The 23285-nt window shown below is 38.7% G+C and carries 24 protein-coding genes and 4 tRNA genes; 23 read left to right on the forward strand and 5 right to left on the reverse strand.

Annotation, left to right across the window (positions count from 1 at the left end; all coding sequences use genetic code 11):
* The first annotated feature begins 75 nt into the window (after positions 1-75).
* From EHQ24_RS11115 to EHQ24_RS11155, 9 genes are read left to right on the forward strand one after another with little or no spacing between them, the layout of a single operon-like run.
* A complete protein-coding gene (locus EHQ24_RS11115) occupies positions 76-786 on the forward strand; it encodes a 7-carboxy-7-deazaguanine synthase QueE (protein ID WP_135601696.1) in 711 nt (236 codons plus the stop codon).
* Positions 786-3629: a DEAD/DEAH box helicase gene (locus tag EHQ24_RS11120; RefSeq protein ID WP_135601697.1), complete on the forward strand. Its 2844-nt coding sequence runs from the start codon at positions 786-788 to the stop codon at positions 3627-3629. Before EHQ24_RS11115 ends, EHQ24_RS11120 begins: the two co-directional genes overlap by 1 nt.
* 39 nt (positions 3630-3668) lie before the next feature.
* On the forward strand, positions 3669-4934 hold the full coding sequence (locus EHQ24_RS11125) for a dicarboxylate/amino acid:cation symporter (protein ID WP_135601698.1): 1266 nt from the start codon (positions 3669-3671) through the stop codon (positions 4932-4934).
* Positions 4921-5772 carry an SGNH/GDSL hydrolase family protein gene (locus EHQ24_RS11130; protein ID WP_135601699.1) on the forward strand — a complete coding sequence of 284 codons (852 nt, stop codon included), beginning with the start codon at positions 4921-4923 and terminating at the stop codon, positions 5770-5772. Before EHQ24_RS11125 ends, EHQ24_RS11130 begins: the two co-directional genes overlap by 14 nt.
* A 2-nt stretch (positions 5773-5774) precedes the next feature.
* Positions 5775-6596: a hypothetical protein gene (locus EHQ24_RS11135; protein ID WP_135601700.1), complete on the forward strand. Its 822-nt coding sequence runs from the start codon at positions 5775-5777 to the stop codon at positions 6594-6596.
* 3 nt (positions 6597-6599) lie between these two features.
* Positions 6600-6917, forward strand: coding sequence for a TRL-like family protein (locus EHQ24_RS11140; protein WP_135601701.1), 318 nt, complete (start codon positions 6600-6602; stop codon positions 6915-6917).
* A complete protein-coding gene (locus EHQ24_RS11145; protein ID WP_135601702.1) occupies positions 6914-7159 on the forward strand; it encodes a hypothetical protein in 246 nt (81 codons plus the stop codon). Before EHQ24_RS11140 ends, EHQ24_RS11145 begins: the two co-directional genes overlap by 4 nt.
* Positions 7095-7481: a TRL-like family protein gene (locus EHQ24_RS19370; protein WP_244310392.1), complete on the forward strand. Its 387-nt coding sequence runs from the start codon at positions 7095-7097 to the stop codon at positions 7479-7481. The genes EHQ24_RS11145 and EHQ24_RS19370 overlap by 65 nt, the downstream gene beginning before the upstream one ends.
* A gap of 27 nt (positions 7482-7508) precedes the next feature.
* On the forward strand, positions 7509-7925 hold the full coding sequence (locus tag EHQ24_RS11155) for an Ig-like domain-containing domain (protein ID WP_244310393.1): 417 nt from the start codon (positions 7509-7511) through the stop codon (positions 7923-7925).
* A gap of 129 nt (positions 7926-8054) precedes the next feature.
* Here the strand turns inward: EHQ24_RS11155 and EHQ24_RS11160 are convergent, their stop codons facing one another.
* The gene (locus EHQ24_RS11160; protein WP_135601703.1) at positions 8055-10202 is read right to left on the reverse strand and encodes a sodium-translocating pyrophosphatase; all 2148 of its coding nucleotides are present in this window, start codon (positions 10200-10202) and stop codon (positions 8055-8057) included.
* A gap of 70 nt (positions 10203-10272) precedes the next feature.
* Here EHQ24_RS11160 and EHQ24_RS11165 point away from each other — a divergent pair, with 70 nt between their 5' ends.
* Complete coding sequence (locus EHQ24_RS11165) at positions 10273-11442, forward strand: tetratricopeptide repeat protein (RefSeq protein ID WP_135601704.1); 1170 nt, start codon at positions 10273-10275, stop codon at positions 11440-11442.
* 9 nt (positions 11443-11451) lie between these two features.
* Here the strand turns inward: EHQ24_RS11165 and acs are convergent, their stop codons facing one another.
* A complete protein-coding gene (gene acs / locus EHQ24_RS11170; RefSeq protein ID WP_135601705.1) occupies positions 11452-13416 on the reverse strand; it encodes an acetate--CoA ligase in 1965 nt (654 codons plus the stop codon).
* An 83-nt stretch (positions 13417-13499) separates the two neighbouring features.
* The gene (folE, locus tag EHQ24_RS11175) at positions 13500-14072 is read right to left on the reverse strand and encodes a GTP cyclohydrolase I FolE (protein WP_276401133.1); all 573 of its coding nucleotides are present in this window, start codon (positions 14070-14072) and stop codon (positions 13500-13502) included.
* Positions 14073-14209: 137 nt separating this feature from the next.
* On the opposite strand from folE, the gene EHQ24_RS11180 reads away from it, so the two are divergent.
* On the forward strand, positions 14210-15301 hold the full coding sequence (locus EHQ24_RS11180) for a glycosyltransferase family 4 protein (RefSeq protein ID WP_244310395.1): 1092 nt from the start codon (positions 14210-14212) through the stop codon (positions 15299-15301).
* Positions 15302-15349: 48 nt separating this feature from the next.
* Here the strand turns inward: EHQ24_RS11180 and EHQ24_RS11185 are convergent, their stop codons facing one another.
* On the reverse strand, positions 15350-15712 hold the full coding sequence (locus EHQ24_RS11185; RefSeq protein ID WP_135601706.1) for a DoxX family protein: 363 nt from the start codon (positions 15710-15712) through the stop codon (positions 15350-15352).
* A 157-nt stretch (positions 15713-15869) separates the two neighbouring features.
* Here EHQ24_RS11185 and EHQ24_RS11190 point away from each other — a divergent pair, with 157 nt between their 5' ends.
* From EHQ24_RS11190 to EHQ24_RS11215, 6 genes are all read left to right on the forward strand, one after another.
* Positions 15870-16247, forward strand: a complete 378-nt coding sequence (locus tag EHQ24_RS11190) for a winged helix-turn-helix transcriptional regulator (RefSeq protein WP_135601707.1) — start codon at positions 15870-15872, stop codon at positions 16245-16247.
* Between the two features lie 70 nt (positions 16248-16317).
* Complete coding sequence (locus EHQ24_RS11195) at positions 16318-16509, forward strand: (2Fe-2S)-binding protein (protein ID WP_135601708.1); 192 nt, start codon at positions 16318-16320, stop codon at positions 16507-16509.
* Positions 16487-16960: a WbuC family cupin fold metalloprotein gene (locus tag EHQ24_RS11200; RefSeq protein ID WP_135601709.1), complete on the forward strand. Its 474-nt coding sequence runs from the start codon at positions 16487-16489 to the stop codon at positions 16958-16960. The genes EHQ24_RS11195 and EHQ24_RS11200 overlap by 23 nt, the downstream gene beginning before the upstream one ends.
* Positions 16957-17973, forward strand: coding sequence for a CE1 family esterase (locus tag EHQ24_RS11205; RefSeq protein ID WP_135601710.1), 1017 nt, complete (start codon positions 16957-16959; stop codon positions 17971-17973). The genes EHQ24_RS11200 and EHQ24_RS11205 overlap by 4 nt, the downstream gene beginning before the upstream one ends.
* Positions 17954-18832: an alpha/beta fold hydrolase gene (locus EHQ24_RS11210; RefSeq protein WP_135601711.1), complete on the forward strand. Its 879-nt coding sequence runs from the start codon at positions 17954-17956 to the stop codon at positions 18830-18832. Before EHQ24_RS11205 ends, EHQ24_RS11210 begins: the two co-directional genes overlap by 20 nt.
* A gap of 48 nt (positions 18833-18880) precedes the next feature.
* Positions 18881-19081, forward strand: a complete 201-nt coding sequence (locus EHQ24_RS11215) for a YgaP family membrane protein (protein WP_100743683.1) — start codon at positions 18881-18883, stop codon at positions 19079-19081.
* 57 nt (positions 19082-19138) lie between these two features.
* Here EHQ24_RS11215 and EHQ24_RS11220 read toward each other — a convergent pair whose 3' ends face one another.
* Positions 19139-20254, reverse strand: a complete 1116-nt coding sequence (locus tag EHQ24_RS11220) for a class I SAM-dependent RNA methyltransferase (RefSeq protein WP_135601712.1) — start codon at positions 20252-20254, stop codon at positions 19139-19141.
* A 70-nt stretch (positions 20255-20324) separates the two neighbouring features.
* Between EHQ24_RS11220 and EHQ24_RS11225 the strand changes: the two genes are divergently transcribed.
* From EHQ24_RS11225 to dnaX, 6 genes are all read left to right on the forward strand, one after another.
* Positions 20325-20408: transfer RNA gene (locus tag EHQ24_RS11225), tRNA-Ser, on the forward strand.
* Between the two features lie 7 nt (positions 20409-20415).
* Positions 20416-20502 (forward strand) — tRNA-Ser (locus EHQ24_RS11230).
* Between the two features lie 392 nt (positions 20503-20894).
* A tRNA-Arg gene (locus tag EHQ24_RS11235) sits at positions 20895-20968 on the forward strand.
* A gap of 1 nt (position 20969) precedes the next feature.
* The gene (locus EHQ24_RS11240) at positions 20970-21410 is read left to right on the forward strand and encodes a nucleoside deaminase (RefSeq protein ID WP_135601713.1); all 441 of its coding nucleotides are present in this window, start codon (positions 20970-20972) and stop codon (positions 21408-21410) included.
* Positions 21411-21455: 45 nt separating this feature from the next.
* Positions 21456-21542 (forward strand) — tRNA-Ser (locus EHQ24_RS11245).
* Positions 21543-21772: 230 nt separating this feature from the next.
* Positions 21773-23281, forward strand: coding sequence for a DNA polymerase III subunit gamma/tau (dnaX, locus tag EHQ24_RS11250; protein ID WP_135601714.1), 1509 nt, complete (start codon positions 21773-21775; stop codon positions 23279-23281).
* Positions 23282-23285: the final 4 nt, after the last annotated feature.

Below are 23285 nucleotides of genomic sequence, written 5' to 3' on the forward strand. Positions count from 1 at the left end.
CCTAAAAAGCAAATTCTGAATAAATGTTTTCGCAAGAACAATTTACTGTAATCTGACATAGAAGGAAACATCACAATGTTTGGAAAAATTCATGAAGTCTATTCTTCCATTTCAGGCGAAGGAATTTCACAAGGAATCCCTACTGTCTTTATCAGATTTGCAGGTTGTTCCTTACGTTGTGGCAAAACAGAATCGAAGGCGTTATGGTGTGACACAGCTTATGCCTTAGGACCCAACCAAGGTACAGAAAAAAGTTTGGATTCCCTTTGGTTAGAATTAGAAAGTTTAGATCCCCATCATGGTTATCAGGTTCTGTTGACAGGTGGTGAACCCTTAGAAGGAAAAAACCGCGATCTTTCCATCTCGCTAGCAAACAAAATCTACGAACACCGGACAAAGGCTAGTTTGCCTTATCCCGCAGCACGTGTGGAAACCAATGGAAGCGAACGTATTTCGGAAGATCCTTTTTTTATTTTCACAATGGACTACAAACTTCCTGGATCGGGTATGGAAGACCGAATGGATCAGGAAAATTTCCGGATTCTAGAAAAGAGACATAATTCACTTGACGAAATCAAGTTCGTTGTGCGAGATAGAATCGACTTTGAAAGAAGTATCGAAGTCATTCGCGAACAAAAAATACACACAAATATATTGTATTCGCCCGTCCACGGTGAAGTGGATGCCAAAGAACTAGTCGAATGGATCAAGGTAGACAACCCACCTAAGTGTCGTTTGTCGCTTCAAATTCACAAAGTTCTTTGGGGAAATCAGAAAGGAGTTTGATGGACATCCCTACTCAATTAAGTTTAGATTTTGAAACAACGGTTGAACCAAAACAAACAAATGAGTATGGGTTTCTCATCGATGAACCGGAGTTAGGTCTAGCAAAAGTTACAAAAGAATCACCTACTTCCGTAGAACTATTTTTTGAATCCAAAGAAATTTTTCGAAATGTTAATAAATCAAACAAAAACTTACAATTTTTAAATCAATACCCTGAATCGCTTCGTCTTTGGGAAGAATTTCCAAAAGCAATGGACTTGGCACTTACAGCAAGCCAACTTAAACTTACTTATAATTTTAATAAACTCTCATCACTTTCCAATTCTAGAACTCGTTTGCTCCCTCACCAAATTGAGTCGACTTTCATTGTTGCCAATAGTTTAAAACCAAGGTTTATCTTAGCCGATGAAGTAGGTCTTGGAAAAACCATTGAGGCGGGTCTTGCGGTTAAGGAACTAATGTTTCGTCGTGGTCTCAAACGAGTGCTCGTGGTTGCTCCCTCTCCCCTCCTTGTCCAATGGCAACAAGAGATGAAAAACAAATTTAATGAAGAGTTTGCGATTGTTCGTAGAAGGAATTTTGTTACAAACGGTGCAGACCATTGGAGAAACTTCAATAAAATCATTACCTCAATAGATTTTATCAAAAATCCAAGGTATGCTGAAGAAATACTTGGTACCAAATGGGACATCGTTGTTTTTGATGAGGCACATAGACTTCGTCGAGATTATTCGAAAATCACTCGTGGATATTTGTTTGCTGAAAAAATTGCACGTAAAACGGAATGCCTTCTCCTACTCACAGCAACACCGTTTAGAGGAAAGTTAGAAGAACTATTTTACTTACTCCATTTAGTTGATCCAAATATCCTTGGGCCATATCACACTTTTGTAAATGACTATGTTGTTGGTCAAAAAGGGGACTTAAAAGAAAAAATCTCCAAAGTTCTCCTTCGTCGTCGGAAAGTGGAAGTAGGTGGGTTTACTAAACGATTTGCAAAAACGGTTAGGATCGATCTTTCTCCCATTGAACGTGCGTTTTATGATGAAACTACTGATTATGTAAAACGAGAATACAATATGGCTATGGGAACTAAAAACCGTGCCATTGGATTTGTGATGGTGGTTTTCCAAAAACTTTTGGATTCCTCAGTGATTGCCCTTCTTTCTGCCTTACAAAAAAGAAAGTTTATGTTGGAATCCAAATTCCATTACATGAAAGAACATGAAACCACTTTGGATGATTGGGACTTAGATGAAACGGAAGGTGTCGAAGACTTTATCACCGAATTAGAAGATGAAGAAATGTCTAGTTTCCAAAGGATCAAAAGGGAGCTCTTTACTCTTAACCGTCTCATCCATTTGGGAAAACAAATCAAAGAAGATAAAAAAACTCAAAAACTAAAGGAAACTCTTTATCGTTTAAAGAAAGAGGGCCATAAAAAATTCATCATCTTCACACAATTCAGAACCACACAAGACCATTTACAATCGGTTTTAGAACCAGACTTCAAAGTTTCTCCTTTCCATGGTTCCCTAAGTATGGATGAAAAAGAAGTCGCCATCCAAAAATTCAAAGAAGACTACGAAATTCTCATTTGTACGGAAGCGGGTGGGGAAGGCCGTAACTTACAATTTGCTAATATACTTTTTAATTATGACTTACCTTGGAGCCCACTAAAGATCGAACAACGAATTGGAAGGATCCATCGTTTTGGTCAAAAAGATAATGTTTATATCTTTAACTTTGCGTCCAAAGATACAGTGGCAGAAAGAATTTTAGAAGTACTCACAAATAAAATTCGTTTGTTTGAAGAATCCATTGGTGCTTCTGATGATTTACTTGGAACCATCGAAGAGGAACTTGATTTCAACTCAAGCCTTATGAAATTTGTGACGGGTACAAAAACCAAAGAAGAATTAGAAACGGAATTTGACCTTCGCATCCAAGTAGCTCAGAAAGGTTTTGAAAAACTAAACGCACTTGTGACACCTAAAGTATTAGATTTTAATTTAAAAGATTATTACGATCATACTCTGGAAGAAAGAGAATGGAACAATAGCCATCTAGAAGAAGTGGTAGCGCAAGGTTCCAAGTTTTTCCAAGCTCATCTTCCTGGAACATTAACATCCGTTGGAAAAGGATCTTACGAATATAAAAATGCTGAAGGTAAAATCAAAAAAGCAACTTTTGATTCCGATTTAGCACTCACAAATGATTCTCTAGAATTTATGGCATTTGGCCATCCTTTTGTTGAAAAGGTTACCGAGTTACTCACTCAAAGTGATGTAGGCCGTAAAAAGAAATACTTACTATCGGACAACTTAGGCCAAAAAATTCTTTTTGTCTTCCAAGTAGAATTCGATTTTTCTCTCAAACGAAAAGATCTCTTTTTTATGGAATTTGATTTAAAGAAAAAGCGAACTTTAGTTTATACGGAAAAACCTAACGAATGGGCAGAAGCAAAAACGTATGTTCCCGAAAAAGAAATTCCATTGTCAAAACTAGAAGAAGCATTTATTCATTGTTATCCGATTGTTGAATCAGAAGCAGAAACAAAAAAAGAAATCCTCAGAAAAGAGACTTTGTCCGTATTCCAAAAGGAAGAATACAAAGTAGAACTTTCTCACCAAAAAACCATCCGCCAACTGGAAGAAAAACTAATGCGCCAAGAGGCCGCTTATAAATGGGACAATCGTCCTGAAAAAAAAGCAGTCCTCCATAAAACGATGAAAGAAATCCAACGAGCAAAAGACGAATATACAGTCGAAATTCGAAAAATCAAAAATGGTGCGAAGATTTTTCATAAAATTCGGTTGTTCCAAACTTATATCAGTATTTAAATTCATTTACATAAAATTTTCAAAAGATAAATTTTGGGAATGTTCTTTCCCAAAGTTCCTTTTTGGATTCAGATCCTCGTATCTCTATTGTTAGGTTTGATTTTTGGAATTCTGTTGAATCCCGAAACAGGGTTTATCTCTGCCTTTAATTTAAAACCTTATCTGCCATGGATGAAACTTCCCGGAGATCTTTTTTTAAATCTACTCCAAATGATTATGATTCCCCTTGTGATCGTATCCATTGCGCTCGGAGTTTCTAGTTTACGGAATTTGAAGGATCTTTGGAGTTTAGGAAGCAAAACACTTTTATATTTTATTTTCACAACTGTAATTTCCGTAAGTATTGGAATTTCTCTCTCCCTAATCATCAAACCAGGGAACCATATCCAGAACCAATCTACAGTTACAAATCAAAACATTACTTCTACAAACTTGGATGAAAAAAGTGAATCCATTCCAGAAATCATTGCTAACATCATTCCTAAAAATCTAGTCAATGTTTGGTCCAAACAACAAATGTTATCTGTTGTTTTTTTTGGAATGATTTTGGGAATTTTTTTCCTCACTTCTCGTGAATCTGGTGCTGCCTTAAAAGCCTTTTGTCATTCGTTAGAAAGTTTTTGTTTATGGGTTGTGGCTACTGCAATGAAATTAGCTCCCTTAGCAGTTTTGGGGCTCATGAGTTATGCAATGGTCCAAATTGGATTTTCTCTTTTGTTAGGACTCGTATCTTATATTGGAACCGTTCTTTTAGGACTTTTTTGTATTTTAATCTTCTATGGAGTTTTGATTTTATTTTTTACAGGAAAAAATCCGATTCGTTTCCTGAACCAGGTTCGTGAAATTCCCCTACTTGGTTTTTCTACTTCTAGCTCTAGTTCTGTCCTTCCCTATTCTTTAAAACTAGCAAAGGAAAAATTAAAACTTAAAGAAACAGTCTCTGACTTTGTTCTTCCCCTTGGTGCAACCATCAATATGGACGGAACAGCTTTGTACCAAGCCGTAGCTACAGTTTTCCTAAGTCAAGTGTACCAAGTAGACCTTTCCCCACTAGACTTGTTTTTGTTAGTTGGGACAGTAACAGCCGCTTCGATTGGGACTGCTGCCACACCCGGGGTGGGACTTGTCATCCTCGCATCCATCCTTTATACCTTTCACATTCCCATCGAAGGTATCACTATCCTTTTTGGGGTTGACCGTTTTTTAGATATGTGTAGAACTTCAGTAAATCTGACCGGCGATCTATCTTGTGCCTTTATCATGGACCATATCTGGAAGGAAACCAAACCCAATGAAAAAAATTAAATACGCTGCTCTTTTAGGAATTTTAACCTTCCTAATCCATTGTGATACCAAAAAGGATTATTTTGAAGATGTTGGGGCTCATTTCCTTTGTAACACCTACGCTGTTTGTAATGGGGAAACTCCCGCAAAAACTGGAATCATTGGTGACAGTTGGACAGACATTCTTCTTGGATATCCAGTTGTCGAAACTCTAAGACCCCAATTAGAAAACCGTTTCCAATATAAATTTGTTGGTGCCACTCTTGGTGGAAAAACTTTACAACAAGTAGTCAGCCAAGGCCTCCAATTCCAAGTCATTGACCAAGGAGGGGCTGATATGAAAGTCATCATCCTTTCCCTCGGTGGTAATGACATCCAAGCAAACCTTTCCGAATACATTGGAAACGTAAGTACAGTCCAAGCTCAAAGATTTGCTACCATCAAAGCCAATCTCAAACAAATGATTGTTACTGGTAATGCTTACAAAATCGCTAGATTCGGTGGAGCCCCTATAAAATGGATCATCCATGGATACGACTATCCCAATCCTTATATGTCACCAGCGATTGCTGGATCCGACGAAGGATGTAAAACTAAATTTGATCGTGTAGGACTAATTGTTCCTGATGCGGCTGCATTTACCTCAGAACAATTAGATTCTTTCAACAATCTGCTAGTTGATATCTCTAGAGAAGAACCATCTTTTATCTATGTAGACTTAAGGAATACTTTGGGTGGAAAACCATATTCGCGCGCTGAATTTATGTTAGACTGCATTCATGCAAATAACTTGGGTTATACACTTCTTGCCGACAAATTTGCAAGATTAATTTATCCGATCACAAATGTAGGATTTTAAATATGAAAAATATAATCATCATTTCTTTAGTTTTTTTCGTTTCGGTTGTTTCCTTATATTCACAGCCAACATCTGCAAATACTGGTTTTGCCCATCCCCTCCAAGTAGAACCTGTTGCAGTTTATACAAAAATCAGAGGTAACGTAGGTTACTGGGATAAAAACTTCAACGGTGTGAAGGAAATTAATAAAAACATAAATGTCGAAGGTGAGTATAAATTCTCCGAATCTTTTTCTGTCATATCCTCCATTGGAAGGACAGAATATTCTCAAACCGATTCTGCAAAAGAAATCACTTGGGATCGTTGGAATGGGGGAATCAAATACGGAAAAATTTTTGATAATGGATCTTCCCAATTTTTGATTGGTGGTGGTTTGCGAATTTACGACAAAAAAAGAAACGCTGAATTTCGTGAAAAAGAAAATCCAGATTTTTATTTGATCCGACCGAACTTTGGACTCGGTTACAAACGTGGTATATTTCAAATTATGTCGGAATTCCGATTCCAAACAGAAACAAACCGACATGGTAAAGAATCAAGTTTGGAAGAATTCAAACGTTATTACCAAGTAGGCATTGCTCCTTCTTTTGCCATTGCCGATTCTGTTCGAATCTTCACGGAACTTGAATATAGAGAACCTCTAGACAAAACTGCTGATAAAAATTTGCGTTATTTTAATTTTTATCCCGGTATTTCCATGAGTACAGAAAGTTTAGGTACATTTAGTTTTTCATTTTTACTTGGTGTTCTTCCCAAAGCAGACAACGCGATGGACAGGGGTGTTCGATTCTCCTATTTCTACTTTTTTGATACAAGCCAGTAGAGTATGATAAAAGTTTTATTTTTACCGATGGTCTTTTTTTTGTTTCATTGTCTCAGTATACAAATTGGAAATCCGTCGGTAACAATATTTCAAAACAAAGGACAAGAAGGTTGGCATTCTCCAGGAAAAATCCCGGTTCCAACCGATCGTTTTGTTGAATCCTGCACCACAAATTATTTTGGACTTGTGAGTTTGGGCAATGCTAGTTATGATTTCATTCCTCGGAACACTCGACCCAAAGAAATTCACAGTTTAGATCATTATTATAAAAACCAATATTTCTTTTTCCAAGAACTTTGTTTGCGAATTACCGGAAGATGAAACAGAACATTGAATCCCTTAGTGAATTTGCAAAGAAATTAAAAAGTGGACTTATCTATGAAGAGATAGAATCCAAATTGAAGGATTTCCATTCTAAAAAAAACAATGTACCAAACAAATCATTGGATGCGTTAACCGCTAAAATCCAAAAGAAAGAAGAACAAATCGAAAAACTCTATGACGATATCATCATTTTACAAAACAAACTTTCTAAACTTTTGGATTTGGAACTTAAAAAATAAAATTTACCCGCCGAAGATCCGTATCCTTGTTTTAGCCTTTTTTTCATTCACTCTCAGTTCATCCTGCGCCAGTTCCGGATTTGGAACCCAAGGGTTACTCTACGAAGACCAAAGGATCAGTATGATGGAAACGGGTATCCTTGCCACGAAAGAAGGGATTGCCTGTGCAAAATCCTACTTAGGCCTAATTGCTTTGGGGGATGCCTCAGTAGAGGTCGCCCAAAGGAACGGAAATATTAGGGAAATTACGTCTATTGAACTAGAAACTTTTAATTTCTTCGGGATTTACGCAAAACTCTGCACGGTTACCAAGGGAAATTAGTCGAAACTAAATCTAGACGTTATGACAATGTGGAAGAAAATTCAAATTCTGTTTCTGTTTGGTTTTTCCTCTCTAACTTGTCTTCCTGAACCCGAACCCTCTCTTTTGGGTGTCCTCGTGCTTCCACTCGTGACACAAACTTCGTCAAACTTTACCATTGAATCCACATCCCCAACAAATGGACAAACGGGTGTTGCGCTGAGCCCCACAATCACGATCATTTTGACCCAAGCAGTGGATACCACTTCCCTCAACACGAATATTAGTTGTACGCCTTCTTGCCCCAGTCTTAGCGGTGGTGCGTCCAATAGAACCATTACCCTAACACCTGCCAGTGCTCTGACAACGGGAACCACTTACACCATCACACTCGGTCAAAACATCCAATCCATATTTGGGCTGACCCTCGGCACAAACACTAGTTTCAGTTTTACAACCCTATAAAAAAAGCCGACGTTTCCGCCGGCTCTTCCAAAGATCCAATCACTTTTTCAGAGATTGGATGATCTAAAAAACTGCCCTTCTGATTTAGAAGGACAAAATCCTTTTGATCGTATTCATTATAGAAATTTCTTATTTAAAGAAATTTAAAATGATCCCACCTTTTGTTACAAAAAACTCAGCAAACACGAGTGAGGTGATCGCCATAAGTTTAATCAAAATGTTGATGGCAGGGCCAGAAGTATCTTTGAATGGATCTCCTACTGTATCACCCACAACCGCAGCTTTGTGTTTCTCAGAACCTTTTCCACCAGCAGTTTTTTCGATGTATTTTTTCGCGTTGTCCCAAGCTCCACCGGAGTTTGCAGATGAGATCGCAAGAACCACACCAGAAACGAGGGCGCCTGCAAGAAGACCAGCAAGTGACTTCACACCAAACAAATAACCAACGACAATCGGGCTAAGTAGAACCAATAGACCTGGAGGAATCATTTCCCGAAGAGCAGCAGAAGTAGAAATGTCTACACACTTAGCATACTCTGGTTTTGCCGTTCCTTCCATAAGACCTGGAATTTCTTTAAATTGGCGACGAACTTCTTTTACCATATCAAGAGCTGCCTTTCCTACAGACTTCATAGTCATCGCAGAAAAGATAAAAGGAAGCATGGCACCAAAAAGAAGACCACCAAATACGAGTGGATCAAGTAGTTCGATGGAAGTTAGATCAATCGCACCTTCACCCATTTCTTTGGAAGCATTTTGTGTTCTAGTGATAAAGGCTGCAAATAAGGCAAGGGAAGTAAGCGCAGCAGAACCAATCGCAAAACCTTTTCCTACGGCCGCAGTGGTGTTTCCCGCTGCATCCAAGTTGTCAGTTCTATCACGAACTTCTTTTCCGAGTTCCGCCATCTCAGCAATCCCACCGGCGTTATCAGATACTGGACCGTAAGCATCGATCGTAAGACCAATTGCAATTGTGGAAATCATACCAATAGCAGCGATTGCGATTCCATACATACCTGCAAGGATATTGGAAACAACAATTACGATCACAAGTAAAATCACTGGAACTACAGTGGATTTGTAACCAAGAGCAAGTCCGTAGATGATGTTAGTCGCAGCACCTGTTTCACAAGCATCAGCAACTTCACGTACTGGTTTGTAAGAATGAGAAGTATAAATCTCAGTGATCCAACCAATGAACATACCAGCAAACAAACCTAATGCGACTGAAGTATAAACATTCCACTTAGTGATGGTTTTGTCTCCGATTTGGAAACTATCGATCATAAAGATGTCAGTTACAAAGTAAAGAGCTGCTGCTACGATGAATGTAGAAATCCAAAGTTGGAGTTTGAGAGCTTTTTCTACATTTCCGCCTTCTTTCACTCGAGCAAAGAATGTAGTGATGAGGGAAGCTGGGATTCCAATTGCAGAAATTAAAAGTGGATAGAGTAGAGCAGAGTTATTGTCAGCAAGAGCGGATGCTGTTGCACCAATCACAAGAGCCGCACAAGTTGCTTCCGCAGCAGAACCAAAAAGGTCAGCACCCATACCAGCAATATCACCCACGTTGTCTCCTACGTTATCAGCAATGGTTGCTGGGTTACGAGGATCATCTTCTGGAATTCCTTTTTCTACCTTACCTACAAGGTCAGCACCAACGTCAGCGGCTTTAGTATAAATACCACCACCCACACGACCAAAGAGTGCTACAGAAGATCCACCGAGACCAAAACCAGCAAGTGATTCCATAAGGATGTGTTTGGCAACACCTACGTTTGTTCCTGTGAATAGAAGAAAAAGTCCGATCATTCCAAGAACCGCAAGACCAATCAGACCAAAACCCATTACGGCTCCAGAATCATAAGCAACACGGAAAGCTTTGGAAAGAGAAGTTTTTGCGGCTTCTGCTGTACGAACGTTACCAGCAGTCGCAATTTTCATTCCTATAAAACCAGAAAGGCAAGAAATGAGGGCACCTGAAACAAAAGCAACGGCAGTATAAATTCCTTCGTTGAATTCAGTTTTTGGATTATCCAAAAGTAAATAAATGAGAACCGTCATGAAACTGATAAATAGCAAAATGACTCGGTATTCTCTGAGAAGGAAGGCCATAGCCCCTTCTGCGATCGCAGCGGAGATTTCTTTCAATTTAGCGGTTTCTTTTTCGCTTCCGCCGCCTGCGCCCACTTGGATGCGAACCACCCGAGCCGCGTAGAATATCGCCGTGACTATGGAAACCAGTGCCATGACGATGATGATTAACTCTACATTCATGAGATCCTCTTTGAGATTGTTTATTTGAATTTCTAAGATTATTTAGAAGATGACCGATGAGAATCCATAGATGATACTTCGGTCTAGGAGAATATGGCAATTTGGTGTTCTGGTAACAAGTCTATTTCTGGTTTCGAGGCCAAATTTAGCGCAGACAGAGGTTCTGAACCCTGTTAAGGTTTTTTATGGATACGAAGATCTTTTGCGAATGGCCGAAGACAAAATTGTCCAAGAAACCCCGACCAAAGCCTTCGATTTTCTCATCAAAGCCAAAGAATTAAATCCTGATCCGGACTATCGGTACTATAATTTAGCCGCACGCGCCCACATGAAGTTAGGGCAGGTCTTTGATGGAATTCATGCCTATGAAGAATCCATCAAAAAGAAAAAAGACCAACTCGATTTGGTTCTCTACATTGCAGACTTTTACGAAAAGGAAAGGAAACAAAAGGAAGCTTTGTTCTATACCAAATTGTATTTAGAACAAAAACCCAGTGCTAAGTACAGATTGTATACAGCGGCCATTTTATCTAGACAACTTGGTTTGGAATCCGATTACGAATCCTATATTCAAATATTAGAATCAGACAAAACTTTTGTTTCTGAAAAAGATGCCTTACAAACTAGCCTTCAAAAAAATATCAAAAGCAAAAAATGGAAAGAAGCAGATGACTTGAGTTTACGATACTTGGTTTATTTCCCTCGTGAAGAAGGGATGTATGAAACCTTAATTTTGGCCCGTAGAGGAAGACAGTCTGACCTTTTAGAACAAGCCTATCAATGGACAACTACCGTATTTTTAAATGAAACTAGATACTTCACAAGGTATGGAGTCTTTCTCCAAGAAAAACAAAGATACCTGGAAGCTTTAACTTTATTTCGCCGAGGATTTTACAATTTACTTAAATTTTTTCCCGATTCGGATGCAGGTGAAATTTTATTTCTCATTCGTCAAAGTTATGCGAATCTTGGAAAAGACAGAGACACTCTTGCAATTGATTCCCTTGTTAAAGACTTTAAAAACCAAAACAAACTCACGGCCACCGAATTAGAAAATCACCAAAACACGTATCGTAAAAATAGAGAGTATTTGTTGTTTTGTATCCACTGGTTTTCCAAACGAGATACAGCAAAAGCAAACGAATACCGTCAAAAATTAAAAGATAGGGATTTGGAATTTGAAGAATCTGAATTCCTGCGAGTGATGGGAGTGTTTTCCGCTCTCCCGCAGGATCTTTAAAACCTTATCTTAACTGTGGAATTTTTTCTTATCGTCAATTAACGACTGCACTACGGATGGATCAGCGAGGGTGCTGATATCTCCTAAAGTATCAAATTCGTTATTGGCAATTTTTCTTAGAATCCGACGCATGATTTTCCCTGATCTGGTTTTTGGTAGTCCCGGAGCCCAGTGGATGACTTCTGGCCTTGCAATTTTACCTATCACTTTTTCTACCATGGCAATCAGTTCTTTTTTTAAGGCATCATTGGTGGTCACTCCATGTTTCACAGTCACATAAGCATAAATCCCTTGGCCTTTGATGTCATGTGGAAATCCCACAACCGCAGCCTCAGCAACAGATTTATGTTCAACAAGAGCACTCTCCACTTCTGCAGAACCAATTCTGTGTCCCGACACATTCAGTACATCATCAACTCTTCCTGTTATGCGAAAGTATCCATCTTTGTCTTTGTTGGCACCATCACCTGTGAAGTAATACCCTTTGAATTGCGAAAAGTAGGTATCAAAAAACCGTTTTGGATCGCCATACACACCTCGCATCATGGAAGGCCAAGGTTTCGCGATACATAGATTTCCAGAGATTTCTCCTTTGCCTTTGATCTCCACACCTTCGTTGTCCACAAGGACTGGTAGGATTCCATAAAATGGCCAACTCGCCGAACCTGGCTTTTGTGGGATGGCACCAGGAACTCCAGAGATCATAATGGATCCAGTTTCTGTTTGCCACCAAGTATCCACAATCGGGCATTTTGATTTACCAATATTGGTATGATACCATTCCCAAGCTTCTGGATTGATAGGCTCACCCACAGAACCAAGAAGACGCAGCGATGCCAAAGATCTCTTTTTGATAGGTTCAATTCCTTCTCGCATGAGCGCACGGATGGCCGTCGGTGCTGTGTAAAATACAGTCACCTTATATTTATCAATCACATCCCAAAAACGACCGGCATCCGGATAACTAGGAACGCCTTCAAACATAAGAGATGTGGCACCATTGGACAAAGGTCCATAGAGAATGTAACTGTGTCCCGTAATCCAACCAATGTCTGCCGTACACCAATACGTATCCGTATCTTTATAATCAAAGATGGTGGCAAAGGTAAGATTGGCACCGAGTAGATATCCAGCTGTGGTATGAAGGACACCTTTTGGTTTTCCCGTAGATCCTGAAGTATAAAGAAGGAAAAGTGGGTCTTCGGAATCCATGATCACAGGAGGGCATTCTTTTTTTACATCCGGTTCTTTCATCAGGTAGTGGTACCAGTGGTCTCTACCTTCTTTCCAATTCAAATTACCTTCGTCTCCAGTTCGCTTAACAACGATTACGTCTTTGACTTTGTATTTACTATCTTCTAAAGCAACATCCACATTTTTTTTGAGTTCGACTGGTTTGCCGCCGCGATACCCGCCATCTGCAGTAATGACAAGTGTAGGTTTACAATCTTCAATCCGGCCAAGTAGGGCTTCTGGCGAAAATCCACCAAACACAACGGAATGTACCGCACCAATTCGTGTACAAGCAAGCGTAGTGATGGCAAGCTCCGGAATCATAGGCAGATAAATGAGGACTCTGTCCCCTTTTTTTACATTAAACTTTTTTAGAACGTTTGCAAAATGATTCACTTCGCGGTGGAGGTCATGGTAGGTAAGGACTTTGGATTCATCAGGGTTGTCTCCTTCCCAAATGAGAGCCGCTTTGTTTTTTAAAGGAGAATCTAAATGTCTGTCTAAACAATTATAGGAAACATTGAGTTTCCCACCCACAAACCATTCGGCTTTTGCATTGGCGAAATCATGTTTGAGAACCTTGGTCCATTTTTTAAACCATGTTAGGCGTTTTGCTTGTTCGGCCCAAAACTTTTCTGGTTTTTCTATGGATTCTTTGTATTTTGTTTTGTATTCTTTTAAACTAACGTTCGCTAATTTAGCGAAGTCTTTGGACGGTGCCACGATTCTTTCTTTCGGCATAGATTCCCTCTAAAGAAAGAATGCTGAACTTTTTTTTAGAAAAGTCCAGCATGAATCTGAAAAATCGAATTTAAAAATTGAACTTAATGCGAGCCGGTTCGGATCAGATCTAAAAATTCACTTCGTGTGGTTGGATCCGTTTTGAAGAGACCAAGTAGGCTAGATGTAAATAGCTCTGAGTTTTGTTTTTCCACTCCACGCATCATCATACATAAATGTTTGGCTTTGATAACTACACCCACACCTAAAGGATCCAAAGTTTCTTGGATAGCCTGGGCAATTTGGTCAGTGAGTCTTTCTTGTACTTGCAAACGACGAGCAAACACATCAACAATTCTTGGAATTTTACTAATTCCAATGATCTTTTTATTGGGAATGTAAGCCACATGGGCCCTTCCATAAAAAGGAAGCAAGTGGTGTTCGCACAAAGAATACATTTCTATATCTCTGACAAGTACCATCCCTGTGGTATTTTCTTCAAAGATCGCACCATTCACAATTTGATTCAAATCAGCTTTATACCCACTTGTCAAAAAGTCGTAAGCCTTCTTTACTCGATTAGGCGTTTTCACAAGACCTTCTCGCGAGGGATCTTCACCAATTTGTTTTAGGATTTCTTCGATTAAGTTTTCCATTCGATTCCTTTTGACAGATATGTTCCTGGTGTCTTGATCCTGCCTTCCAAATTATGAATGCAGAATATTTACTAGTAATTTGACTAGACTTGACTTATCGGGAAAAGATACATTTCCTTTTTTTTTAAATTAATTCTAAAGGACATAATCAAATCAGAATGCGGATTAAAATTGGATACGATGCACGGATGATCGAAAATTCTGGGATTGGAATTCGAATCCAACATATTTTGAAGTTTTGGCCCATTCCTTCAAAGATTGCCGATTTATATATTTTTGGTGATCCCTCTGTTTTAAAAAAATACGACCTTCCGAAACACGCGGAAATCATAGAATACAAAACAAATATCTATTCCCTCAAAGAATTTTTAGGTCATTCCAGAATGGCAGAAATGGATCTTTTAGACATCCCACATTTTAATATTCCCTTTCCATACATTCGTAAATGCATTGTTACCATTCACGATCTCATTCCTTATCATTTTAAAGCCGCCCATAGTTCCCTCGTCAAACGAGTGTATATGCAAATTGTCTTCCGGTGGATCAAATGGTTTGCTCGCAAAATCATCACTGTTTCTCAGTACACCAAAGATGATCTCATTAAAAGTTTTGGATATAAGGATGGTTCCATCTCTGTGGTTTACAATGGAATTGATCTTTCTAATTTTACAAAACATTCCCTTGCCCAAGTGAATTCGTTTGTCAAAGAACAAAAGTTACCAAAGGAATATCTTTTTACTGTGGGGATCGGGAAAGCGCATAAAAACTTTCCTTTTTTATTAAAGAATTTGGAACGTATGTGGAAAGAAGGATCGCTTACACTTCCTCTTGTTGTGGGTGGCATAAGTAAAGAAATCCCTATTGAATTTTTAAAATTCCAAAAACAAAATTCAAATCGAATCTATTTTTTAAATCATGTTCTCTACGATCGTTTGCCACTTGCCTACCAAGGAGCTAAAGTCTTTGTCTATCCTTCCTTATTTGAAGGGTTTGGATTTCCTGTTTTAGAAGCACAGGCTGTGGGAACCACTGTACTTTCTTCAAATGCTTCTGTATTGCCGGAAGTGCTCCATGATTCTGCCAGCTTCTTTGATCCAAACGATGGAGCAGATTTCCAAACGAAATTGCTCATGATCCTTCGAAATCCTAAACAACAAACATCTTACCAGAAAAAAGGATTGGAAAATGCAAAACGTTTCCTCTGGCGAGATGTATTAAAACCATATCTAAAAGTGTATCAGTCGTTATAGATTCAAAAAAATTTTCTGGTATCTACAATCAAGTTTTTCAAAATCTCTTTATGTTTTAGTTTTGTGAAACATTAGATACGAAGTCACTAAAATAGCCAAAAACACAAAAGGTGCGATCACATTACCTATTAGATCACCGACTTGCAAGTGTGCTATCGCTGCTGAGATATAGGTAATTCCGAAACCAACATAAGCCCACTCTTTCAAACGTATCGGAACTTTTGGAACAATTAGAACAATTGCACCCAATAATTTCGCAATTCCCAGTTCTATTCGGAAATAATCAGGAAAACCAAGGTGACGGAATCCTTCGATCATTTCTGCATTGTTTAAGGAATTATACCCACTAAACAACATCATCGCTGCAATGACTGAAGTAGTGATCCAATATATTGTTTTTATCCAATTCATAATTCTATCCTTTTGACATTAATAATAGTTACTATTCTTTTGTAAGTAACTATCATCAGATCAGTCTTGTTCCCATTCGTCCAAAAAAAAGAAGGAAAATCAGATAGAATCCTTGGGTTGACGTTACGTGTGGAATACAAATTCTAGAAGCATTGTCATGAAAGGAAAAGAAACAAGTTGCCAGAAAGATCACGCGGAGTGTGCAAATCTAATTTTACCACTCAGGGAAGCCTTAGAACTTCTAAGTGGGAAATGGAAACTTCCAATTATTATGTCCCTTTCTTTTGGAAAAAAACGTTTCAAGGAAATTGGTGAAGAAATACCAGGAATCACGGATCGTATGTTATCCAAAGAATTGAAAGAATTGGAAAAAATCCTTCTAATTGAACGCACCGTCCTCGATTCCTTTCCTCCTGGCGTAGAATATTCAATCACGGCACACGGCAAATCATTGGAAGCAGTGATTAGGGAATTGACTCAGTGGGCAGTCTCTCACTACCAAAAAAACAAAACGCCAAAAGGTACAAAGGGCTAAAAATCTCTACTTTGAAGACCAAAAGTACTTGTCAGAATTGTTTTTAACCAAGAGACTGATTCTCAGAACCATGATCAAGTGTCACTGTGCAGAAGTTTTCTTTGAATCTATCTTAAATGTTGTCAAAGATACAAACCGCCCTATACTAGAAGTCGCCCGCGAGATGGGAGCGGCTGATACTTGTACGGCTTGTGTTCCGGATATGTTAGCCTTCATCGAGCAGGAATTGGAAGGTCAACTTGCAGGAAATACAACTCATTGATTCCGACTTAATCGGAAACCTCGTTAAAAAAGCTCAAACCGCAGATAGAAAACGTACGAATCACAACTTCCATGAACAAAAGGAAGTGTACCAAAGATTTCTCAACGTTCTTTCTAAAAATACCTACATTCCACCTCACAGACATTTGTCGGATCCAAAACCGGAAACTTTCGTCATCCTCGAAGGGGAAATCGGATTTTTAATTTTCCATGAGAATGGGGAAGTAAAAGAAGCACATAAACTTTCTGGAAACGGACCAAAACGAGGAATCGACTTACAACCTGGGGTTTGGCATAGTTTGGTTTGTTTGTCTGAAACGGCAGTTTGTTTTGAAGGGAAGTCGGGTCCTTATGATCCGACAATCGATAAAGAATTTCATCCAAACTATCCGTTAGAAAGTGATCCTAAGTTTATAGAAACGATCAAATCCTTTGAATCCCTATTTATATGAATTTGATTTCATTCAACAAAAAGTTAATCCCTTTAATTCTTATGATCTCCTTTTCTTTTTTTTGTAAATCTCTCCCTTCCATTGTTCCTGTAAAAGAACATAGATTGGAATCGATTTCTTCTGATGGAATCATCCGTACATTTCGTTACTACGTTCCCAAACAAATTAAAGAAAATCGTCTACCTTTGATTTTTATCTTACATGGTGGTGGCGGCAGTGGAGAAGGAATGATTTACCTTTCTCGAATGTCAGAAAAAGCCGAAGAATATGGATTTGTGGCAGTATATCCTGATGGGTATGCCAATCGTTGGAATGATGGACGAAAGATTTCACATTCTCTTACAGATAAACGAAATACAAATGATGTGGAATTTTTTCGTAATATGGTTCGTTTTATCGATAAAGAAATTCCCATTGATTATAACCGAATCCATGTTGTGGGAATCTCCAATGGTGGTTTTATGACTCAGCGGTTGTTATGCGAAGCTGAGGATTTATTTAGTTCAGGATATTCGATTGCTGCGGTCACGTCCAAGGGTTTAAAAGAGATCTGTAATCCACCTCCAAAAAAATCCATAGGCTTCATTATGGGAACTGCGGATGATGTTGTGCCTTATAAAGGTGGAACTGTTTCTATTCCTACTGATCCAAGTCCTAATGCACATAGAATTCCAGCCGGGGATGTGATGTCTTACTTAGAATCATTAGAATACTGGACTTCTAGTTTTTCCTGCAAAGAAGAATCAAAATCCCATAAAAGACATCTAAACAAATTTTGGAAAAGAGACATTCAATACACAAAATTTACTGATTGTTCCAGTGACCAAATTGTGGAAGGGTATTTGATCCCTGGTGGTGGGCATATCTGGCCAAATGGTTTCTATTACCAAAACGAGAAACAATACGGATACTTAAGTAAGGACTTGGATACAAGGGAGATTGTGTTACAATTCTTTCGAACGAATTATAAAAAAGAAAAGTTGGCAAATCACAATGCATCACTCGGAAATTAGAAATTCATCTAGCGTATTTACCACTTTAGAAACAGGAACAGGCGCACCCGTCCTTTTCCTTCATGGGTTTCCTGATAATCATAAAACCTTTGCTCCCATCATGGAATCCATTGGTAAAAAGGGATACCAATGTGTTGCGCCTGTTATGCGTGGATATGAACCTTCTACCATCTCTCATGCTCAGAAATTACATGTTGTGGATTTAGTGGATGATATCCTTGGTTGGATGGATGACCGTCGTTGGGATTCAGTACATCTTGTTGGTCATAACTGGGGGTCTGTCATTGCCTTTGCGGCCGGAATGTATTATCCCAATCGGATCAAATCCATCACAAGCCTTGGAGTACCGCTCCTTCGCACTTACCAAGATTCCTTCTTTTGGGCACCCCAACAAACCGTCCATTCATGGTATGTAGTTTTATTTCAAATTCCCTTTTTAGCAGAACTTACCATTCGTTCCAATGGATTTGCGCTCGTGGATTATTTATGGAAAGATTGGTCACCTGGATATTCGCCAAACCAAGACCATTTAGCAGAGATTAAAGCCAATTTCCAAAATCCAGGAATTTTGTCTTCGGCTCTTGCCTATTACCGCAATTTAAACGACTTATTTACCGAGTCAGGTAGAGAAAGTATATTAGGAATTTTAGATTCACAAATTACCGTTCCCACGCAAATTCTTTACGGGTTAAACGATGGTTGTTTTCATAAAAACCTATTTGAACACCGATTAGATGAAACAGACTTCCCCTGTGGGTTTCGCAAAATTGGATTCGATCATGCCGGACATTTCCTCCATTGGGAAAAAAGGGAAGAAGTGACGAAGTCGATTTTAGAATGGTTAGAAAAAAATAAATAAAAAATCCAAAGAGATTTTTTCGTCCAATTTACTTTAAGGAGATTGGATATGTTTCAAAATATGGGTCTTTATGACCGAATCATTCGAGTTGTCGTAGGATTAGTATTAGGTGGTCTCTATCTAGGTGGGGTTGTAGAAGGAACAACTGCAATTGTACTTTTTGTAATTGGGCTTGTGATGATTGCTACCTCTGCCATTGGATTCTGTCCAGCTTACCTTCCTTTTAAATTCACAACGAAAGAAAAATAACAGAGTAAAGTTATCAGAACCAACTCACAGAATTTTCTCTGTGAGTTGTATGTTCTTTTATTTTTTTAAACTCACAAGAACTTCATAATGTTGTGTTCTTGGAAAAAAATCAAACAAACCAATATACTGCAATCGGTACCCAATTTTTTCTAACCTTGTAATGTCCCTTTTTAATGTACTTGGATTGCAGCTAGAATAAACAATTTGTTTTGGTGAAAACATAGAAGCTGATTCAATGATTCCTTCCGTGAGTCCAGCTCTTGGAGGATTTACAATCCAAATGGGAAATTTTGAAGTATGTTTCGGTAAATGTTTTTGATACAAATCGCTGACTTCATATTCAAACTGCAACGCATTGTTAGTTTTGGCATTTTCCTTTGCATACCGAATACTTTTTTCATGAGATTCGATTCCGTATAGGGAGGCAATTTTTTCCCGAATGGAAATGCCAATGCTTCCAGAACCACAGAATAATTCTAGAATGTTGGCCGAATCTGGTATGAGAAATTTGATTTTTGAAAGCCACGGTTCTAAAAGGAATTTATTGATTTGAAAGAATCCACGTTCGGGGACTTTGAGTTTAGTATTAAAAACACTGATTTCTGTTTGGTCCCTTTCATAATTCACAACCGATTTTGACGAAAGCCTTAGTTGGATGGATTTTTGTTTGGCTACCGATTTTTTTATCCCTTGTGGAATTTCAGCCCATAACAATCGTTTATCGACAGTTTTACAAACCGATTGAGATTCGTTCACAATCCGATGGCTATTTTTTGCAAAATATCCAATTTCTTTTCCATTTGATTGCCACTGCACATTGTTTCGGTATTCGTTTTCCGGTCCGGTCACTACTTCAATTTTCCCGGTCCATTCAGGAAACATCGCTTTTAGGAGTGAAGTTTTGATTTTGATCTCATCTTGGTAAGAAATATGGCGATAACTGCATCCACCACATTCCGTAAACACAGAACAATCAGATGGGATTCTGGATTCTGCAGATTCAATCACCTCAGAAACAGTTCCAAACCATTCTTTGTTTCCAGTTTTATAAAGACTTATGTCTACTAATTCACCAGGGATTCCGCCTTCTACAAAGACGGCATGACCCTCATGATGCGCTAAACAGAAGCCACCATTCACCCACTTTTCTAGTTTTATACGCAACTTTTCCATTCTCTAGAACCATTCATTGAATATTCAATTGACACTGCACTCGCATTTAACATAACGGATAGGTACTCTTGGAGAAGTGGCTGAGTGGTCTAAAGCAGCGGTCTTGAAAACCGTCGTGGTAATCCCACCGTGGGTTCGAATCCTACCTTCTCCGAGTCGCTGGAGACGTGCCTGAGTGGCCGAAAGGAGCGGTTTGCTAAACCGTCGTACGAGCAATCGTACCCAGGGTTCGAATCCCTGCGTCTCCGTTGATACTGCCATGAATACCGCCCAAATCAAAGAAAAAATCCAGAAACTCAAGGCTTACTTACTCACTGAGGAAGCTGCAAAAATTTTTGCTGTTTTACCTTTGTATTTCTCTTGGGTACCCGTTTTTACTTGGAAACGAAGTGTTCCCGAATTTGTGACAGTTTGTTTGTATTCTGCAGTTAATACTTGTTTGTTCTTGCTGATCCTTCTATTTGCACAAGTTGTCTCCGCTCTACCCTTTGTTGGGCTTTATTTGGCTGCAACCATCCACTTAATTTCTATACTACTTTATCTAGGAATTTCTGGATTTTTGATTTACTCCATCCGCTTTAAAAAAAGCATAGAGATACCCGTTCTTTTGGACTGGGTAAAAGTGCTTCAAGCATTCATTGCGCCCATAGCTCAACTGGATAGAGTATCTGACTACGGATCAGAAGGTTAGAGGTTCAAATCCTCTTGGGCGCACGTGGAAACATTCGACTCGTTTCTAAAACGATACTCGGAAGCGGTTTCCAACCATCCTGACGAAATTCCCTCTTATTCAGAAATCATCACAAAAGACGGTCAAGTTGTGTCCTCTGCTTTTAATTCCGTCGAACAAACATTAAATCCCACAAAACATAGCGAAATTTTAGCAATGGAAGATGCCCTTTCTAAAACAGAAGGTCGTTATCTCACAGATCATATTTTGATTACAGCTCTTGAGCCATGTTTGCTTTGTGCAGGTGCCATTTTACGAATGAAAATTCCTGAAGTGGTTTATTTTGTTCCGGCAAAACCGGGCGAAGGAATTTCCTCTTACACAACCGAGTCCATTTATTTATTGAATCATTTTCCCAAATGCACTCTCATCCCAAGATCCCACATAAAATTCGAATTTCTGAGTTTTTTCAAAGAGAAAAGGTAGAATTCTAATGACGGTTTCTTTTTATGGAAGCCAGTAGAAACCATTGGAGAGATGTCAGAGTGGTCTATTGTGCATGCTTGGAAAGCATGTGTGCCAAAAGCACCCCGGGTTCGAATCCCGGTCTCTCCGCCAGGTTCTACTCTTTCTTCATTTCTAATCCTAAAGTTTCGAATGACCGAAACCTTGCTTTGTCTCAGAAATCTCCCATATTCCTTGAAACTTCCCGAGATCCAGTCGCCGCAATTTTAAGAAGAAAATATCCAATACAACTGTAAATATTTCATTGCCTCCAACATACGAACTTACAGGATCAAAGTGATTCACAAATTTTCCTTTTCTTATCTTTTGAGACACGGACTTACATGAGCGAAAACCACCAAGTACTCTTTCGAAAATACAGACCTCAATTCTTTCGTGATGTAATTTATCAGGATCTTGCGGTTGGTTCTTTACAAAATGCATTTAAATCGAAAAAGATTGGCCATGCTTATATTTTCATTGGCCCCCGCGGTGTTGGTAAAACAACCATCGCGAGAATTCTAGCCAAACGTCTCAATTGTGAAAGGCCAGATGGTGTTGAACCTTGTAACGAATGTACCTCTTGTTTGGAAATCACCAAGGGAAATTCAAATGATGTATTTGAAATCGATGCCGCTTCCAACAGTGGTGTGGATAATATCCGAGAATTACGCGAAAATGTAAAATTCAATGCAATGGGTGGAAAGTACCGCGTTTATATTTTGGATGAGGTTCATATGTTAAGTGGAGCGGCTTTTAACGCTCTCCTCAAAACCTTAGAAGAACCACCTGCTCATGTTGTTTTTATTTTAGCGACCACCGAATATCATAAAATTCCAGAGACCATTCTTTCCCGTTGCCAAGACTTCCATTTTAGAAAAGTACCTGTCACCGTTTTACAAAATTACATCGAAACTCTTTGTGAAAAAGAGAATTTGAAATACGATTCAGAAGGATTGTTCTGGATTGCAAAAAAAGGTGATGGTTCCGTTCGCGACACACTTTCCTTTATGGAACAAGCGGTTATTTTTACGGATGGAAACCTAACAGGTGTCAAACTTAGAAAAATGATTGGGTATCATGGAATTGATACCTTTACAGATTTTCTAAATCAATTACTTGATTCCTCCCAAAGTGCACAAATTTTTGAAACTCTCGAAAATCTTTTCCAAGCAGGAATTGATCTTGGTAAGTTTGTTTGGGATTTTATTGAATTTTTGAATTCTCTTCTTCTCATCAAAGACAATTTGGCAGATAGAGAATCAATTAACATCCCTCAAGAGGATTTGCAAAAATTAAAACAAAACTACAGAGAACTTGATCGTGAAGTTTTAGTTTTACTCGCAGAACGTATTTTTTCCGTACATGAAAAATTGAATCTGATGAAACTTCGCAGTTCTTACGAGATGAAAGTTTATTTAGAAATTCAGTTTCGTAAGTTAATTTTGGATCGCGAAAAACCAAGTGTGTCGGGATTACTTGCTAAAATTTCAGAACTCACTAAACTGGTACAAGGTGATATCTCTCATATCCCTGACAATTTAGAGACTCCCAAAAAAGCAGCTACCGCAACTACTGCTGCTACACAAAAACAAGATACTGTAACGAACACACAACCAGAACCGACAAAAACCATTTCGGAAAAACCAGTAGAGAATCGAGAACCGGAAATAAAACAACCTTCGCAGCCAAAATCAAATTTGGATGTAGAAATAAAACAAACGTCTGAACCAAAACCAAATCCTCCGAAACCAGCCGAGACAACACAATCCAGCCCAGAAGACATGGAAAAACTTTTGAAAGAAAAGTTCTCTGGGATGGAAGTTGATCCCAACCAATTTAAGAATTTATAAGTCC

Source organism: Leptospira noumeaensis (genome assembly GCF_004770765.1).
Classification (GTDB): domain Bacteria; phylum Spirochaetota; class Leptospiria; order Leptospirales; family Leptospiraceae; genus Leptospira_A; species Leptospira_A noumeaensis.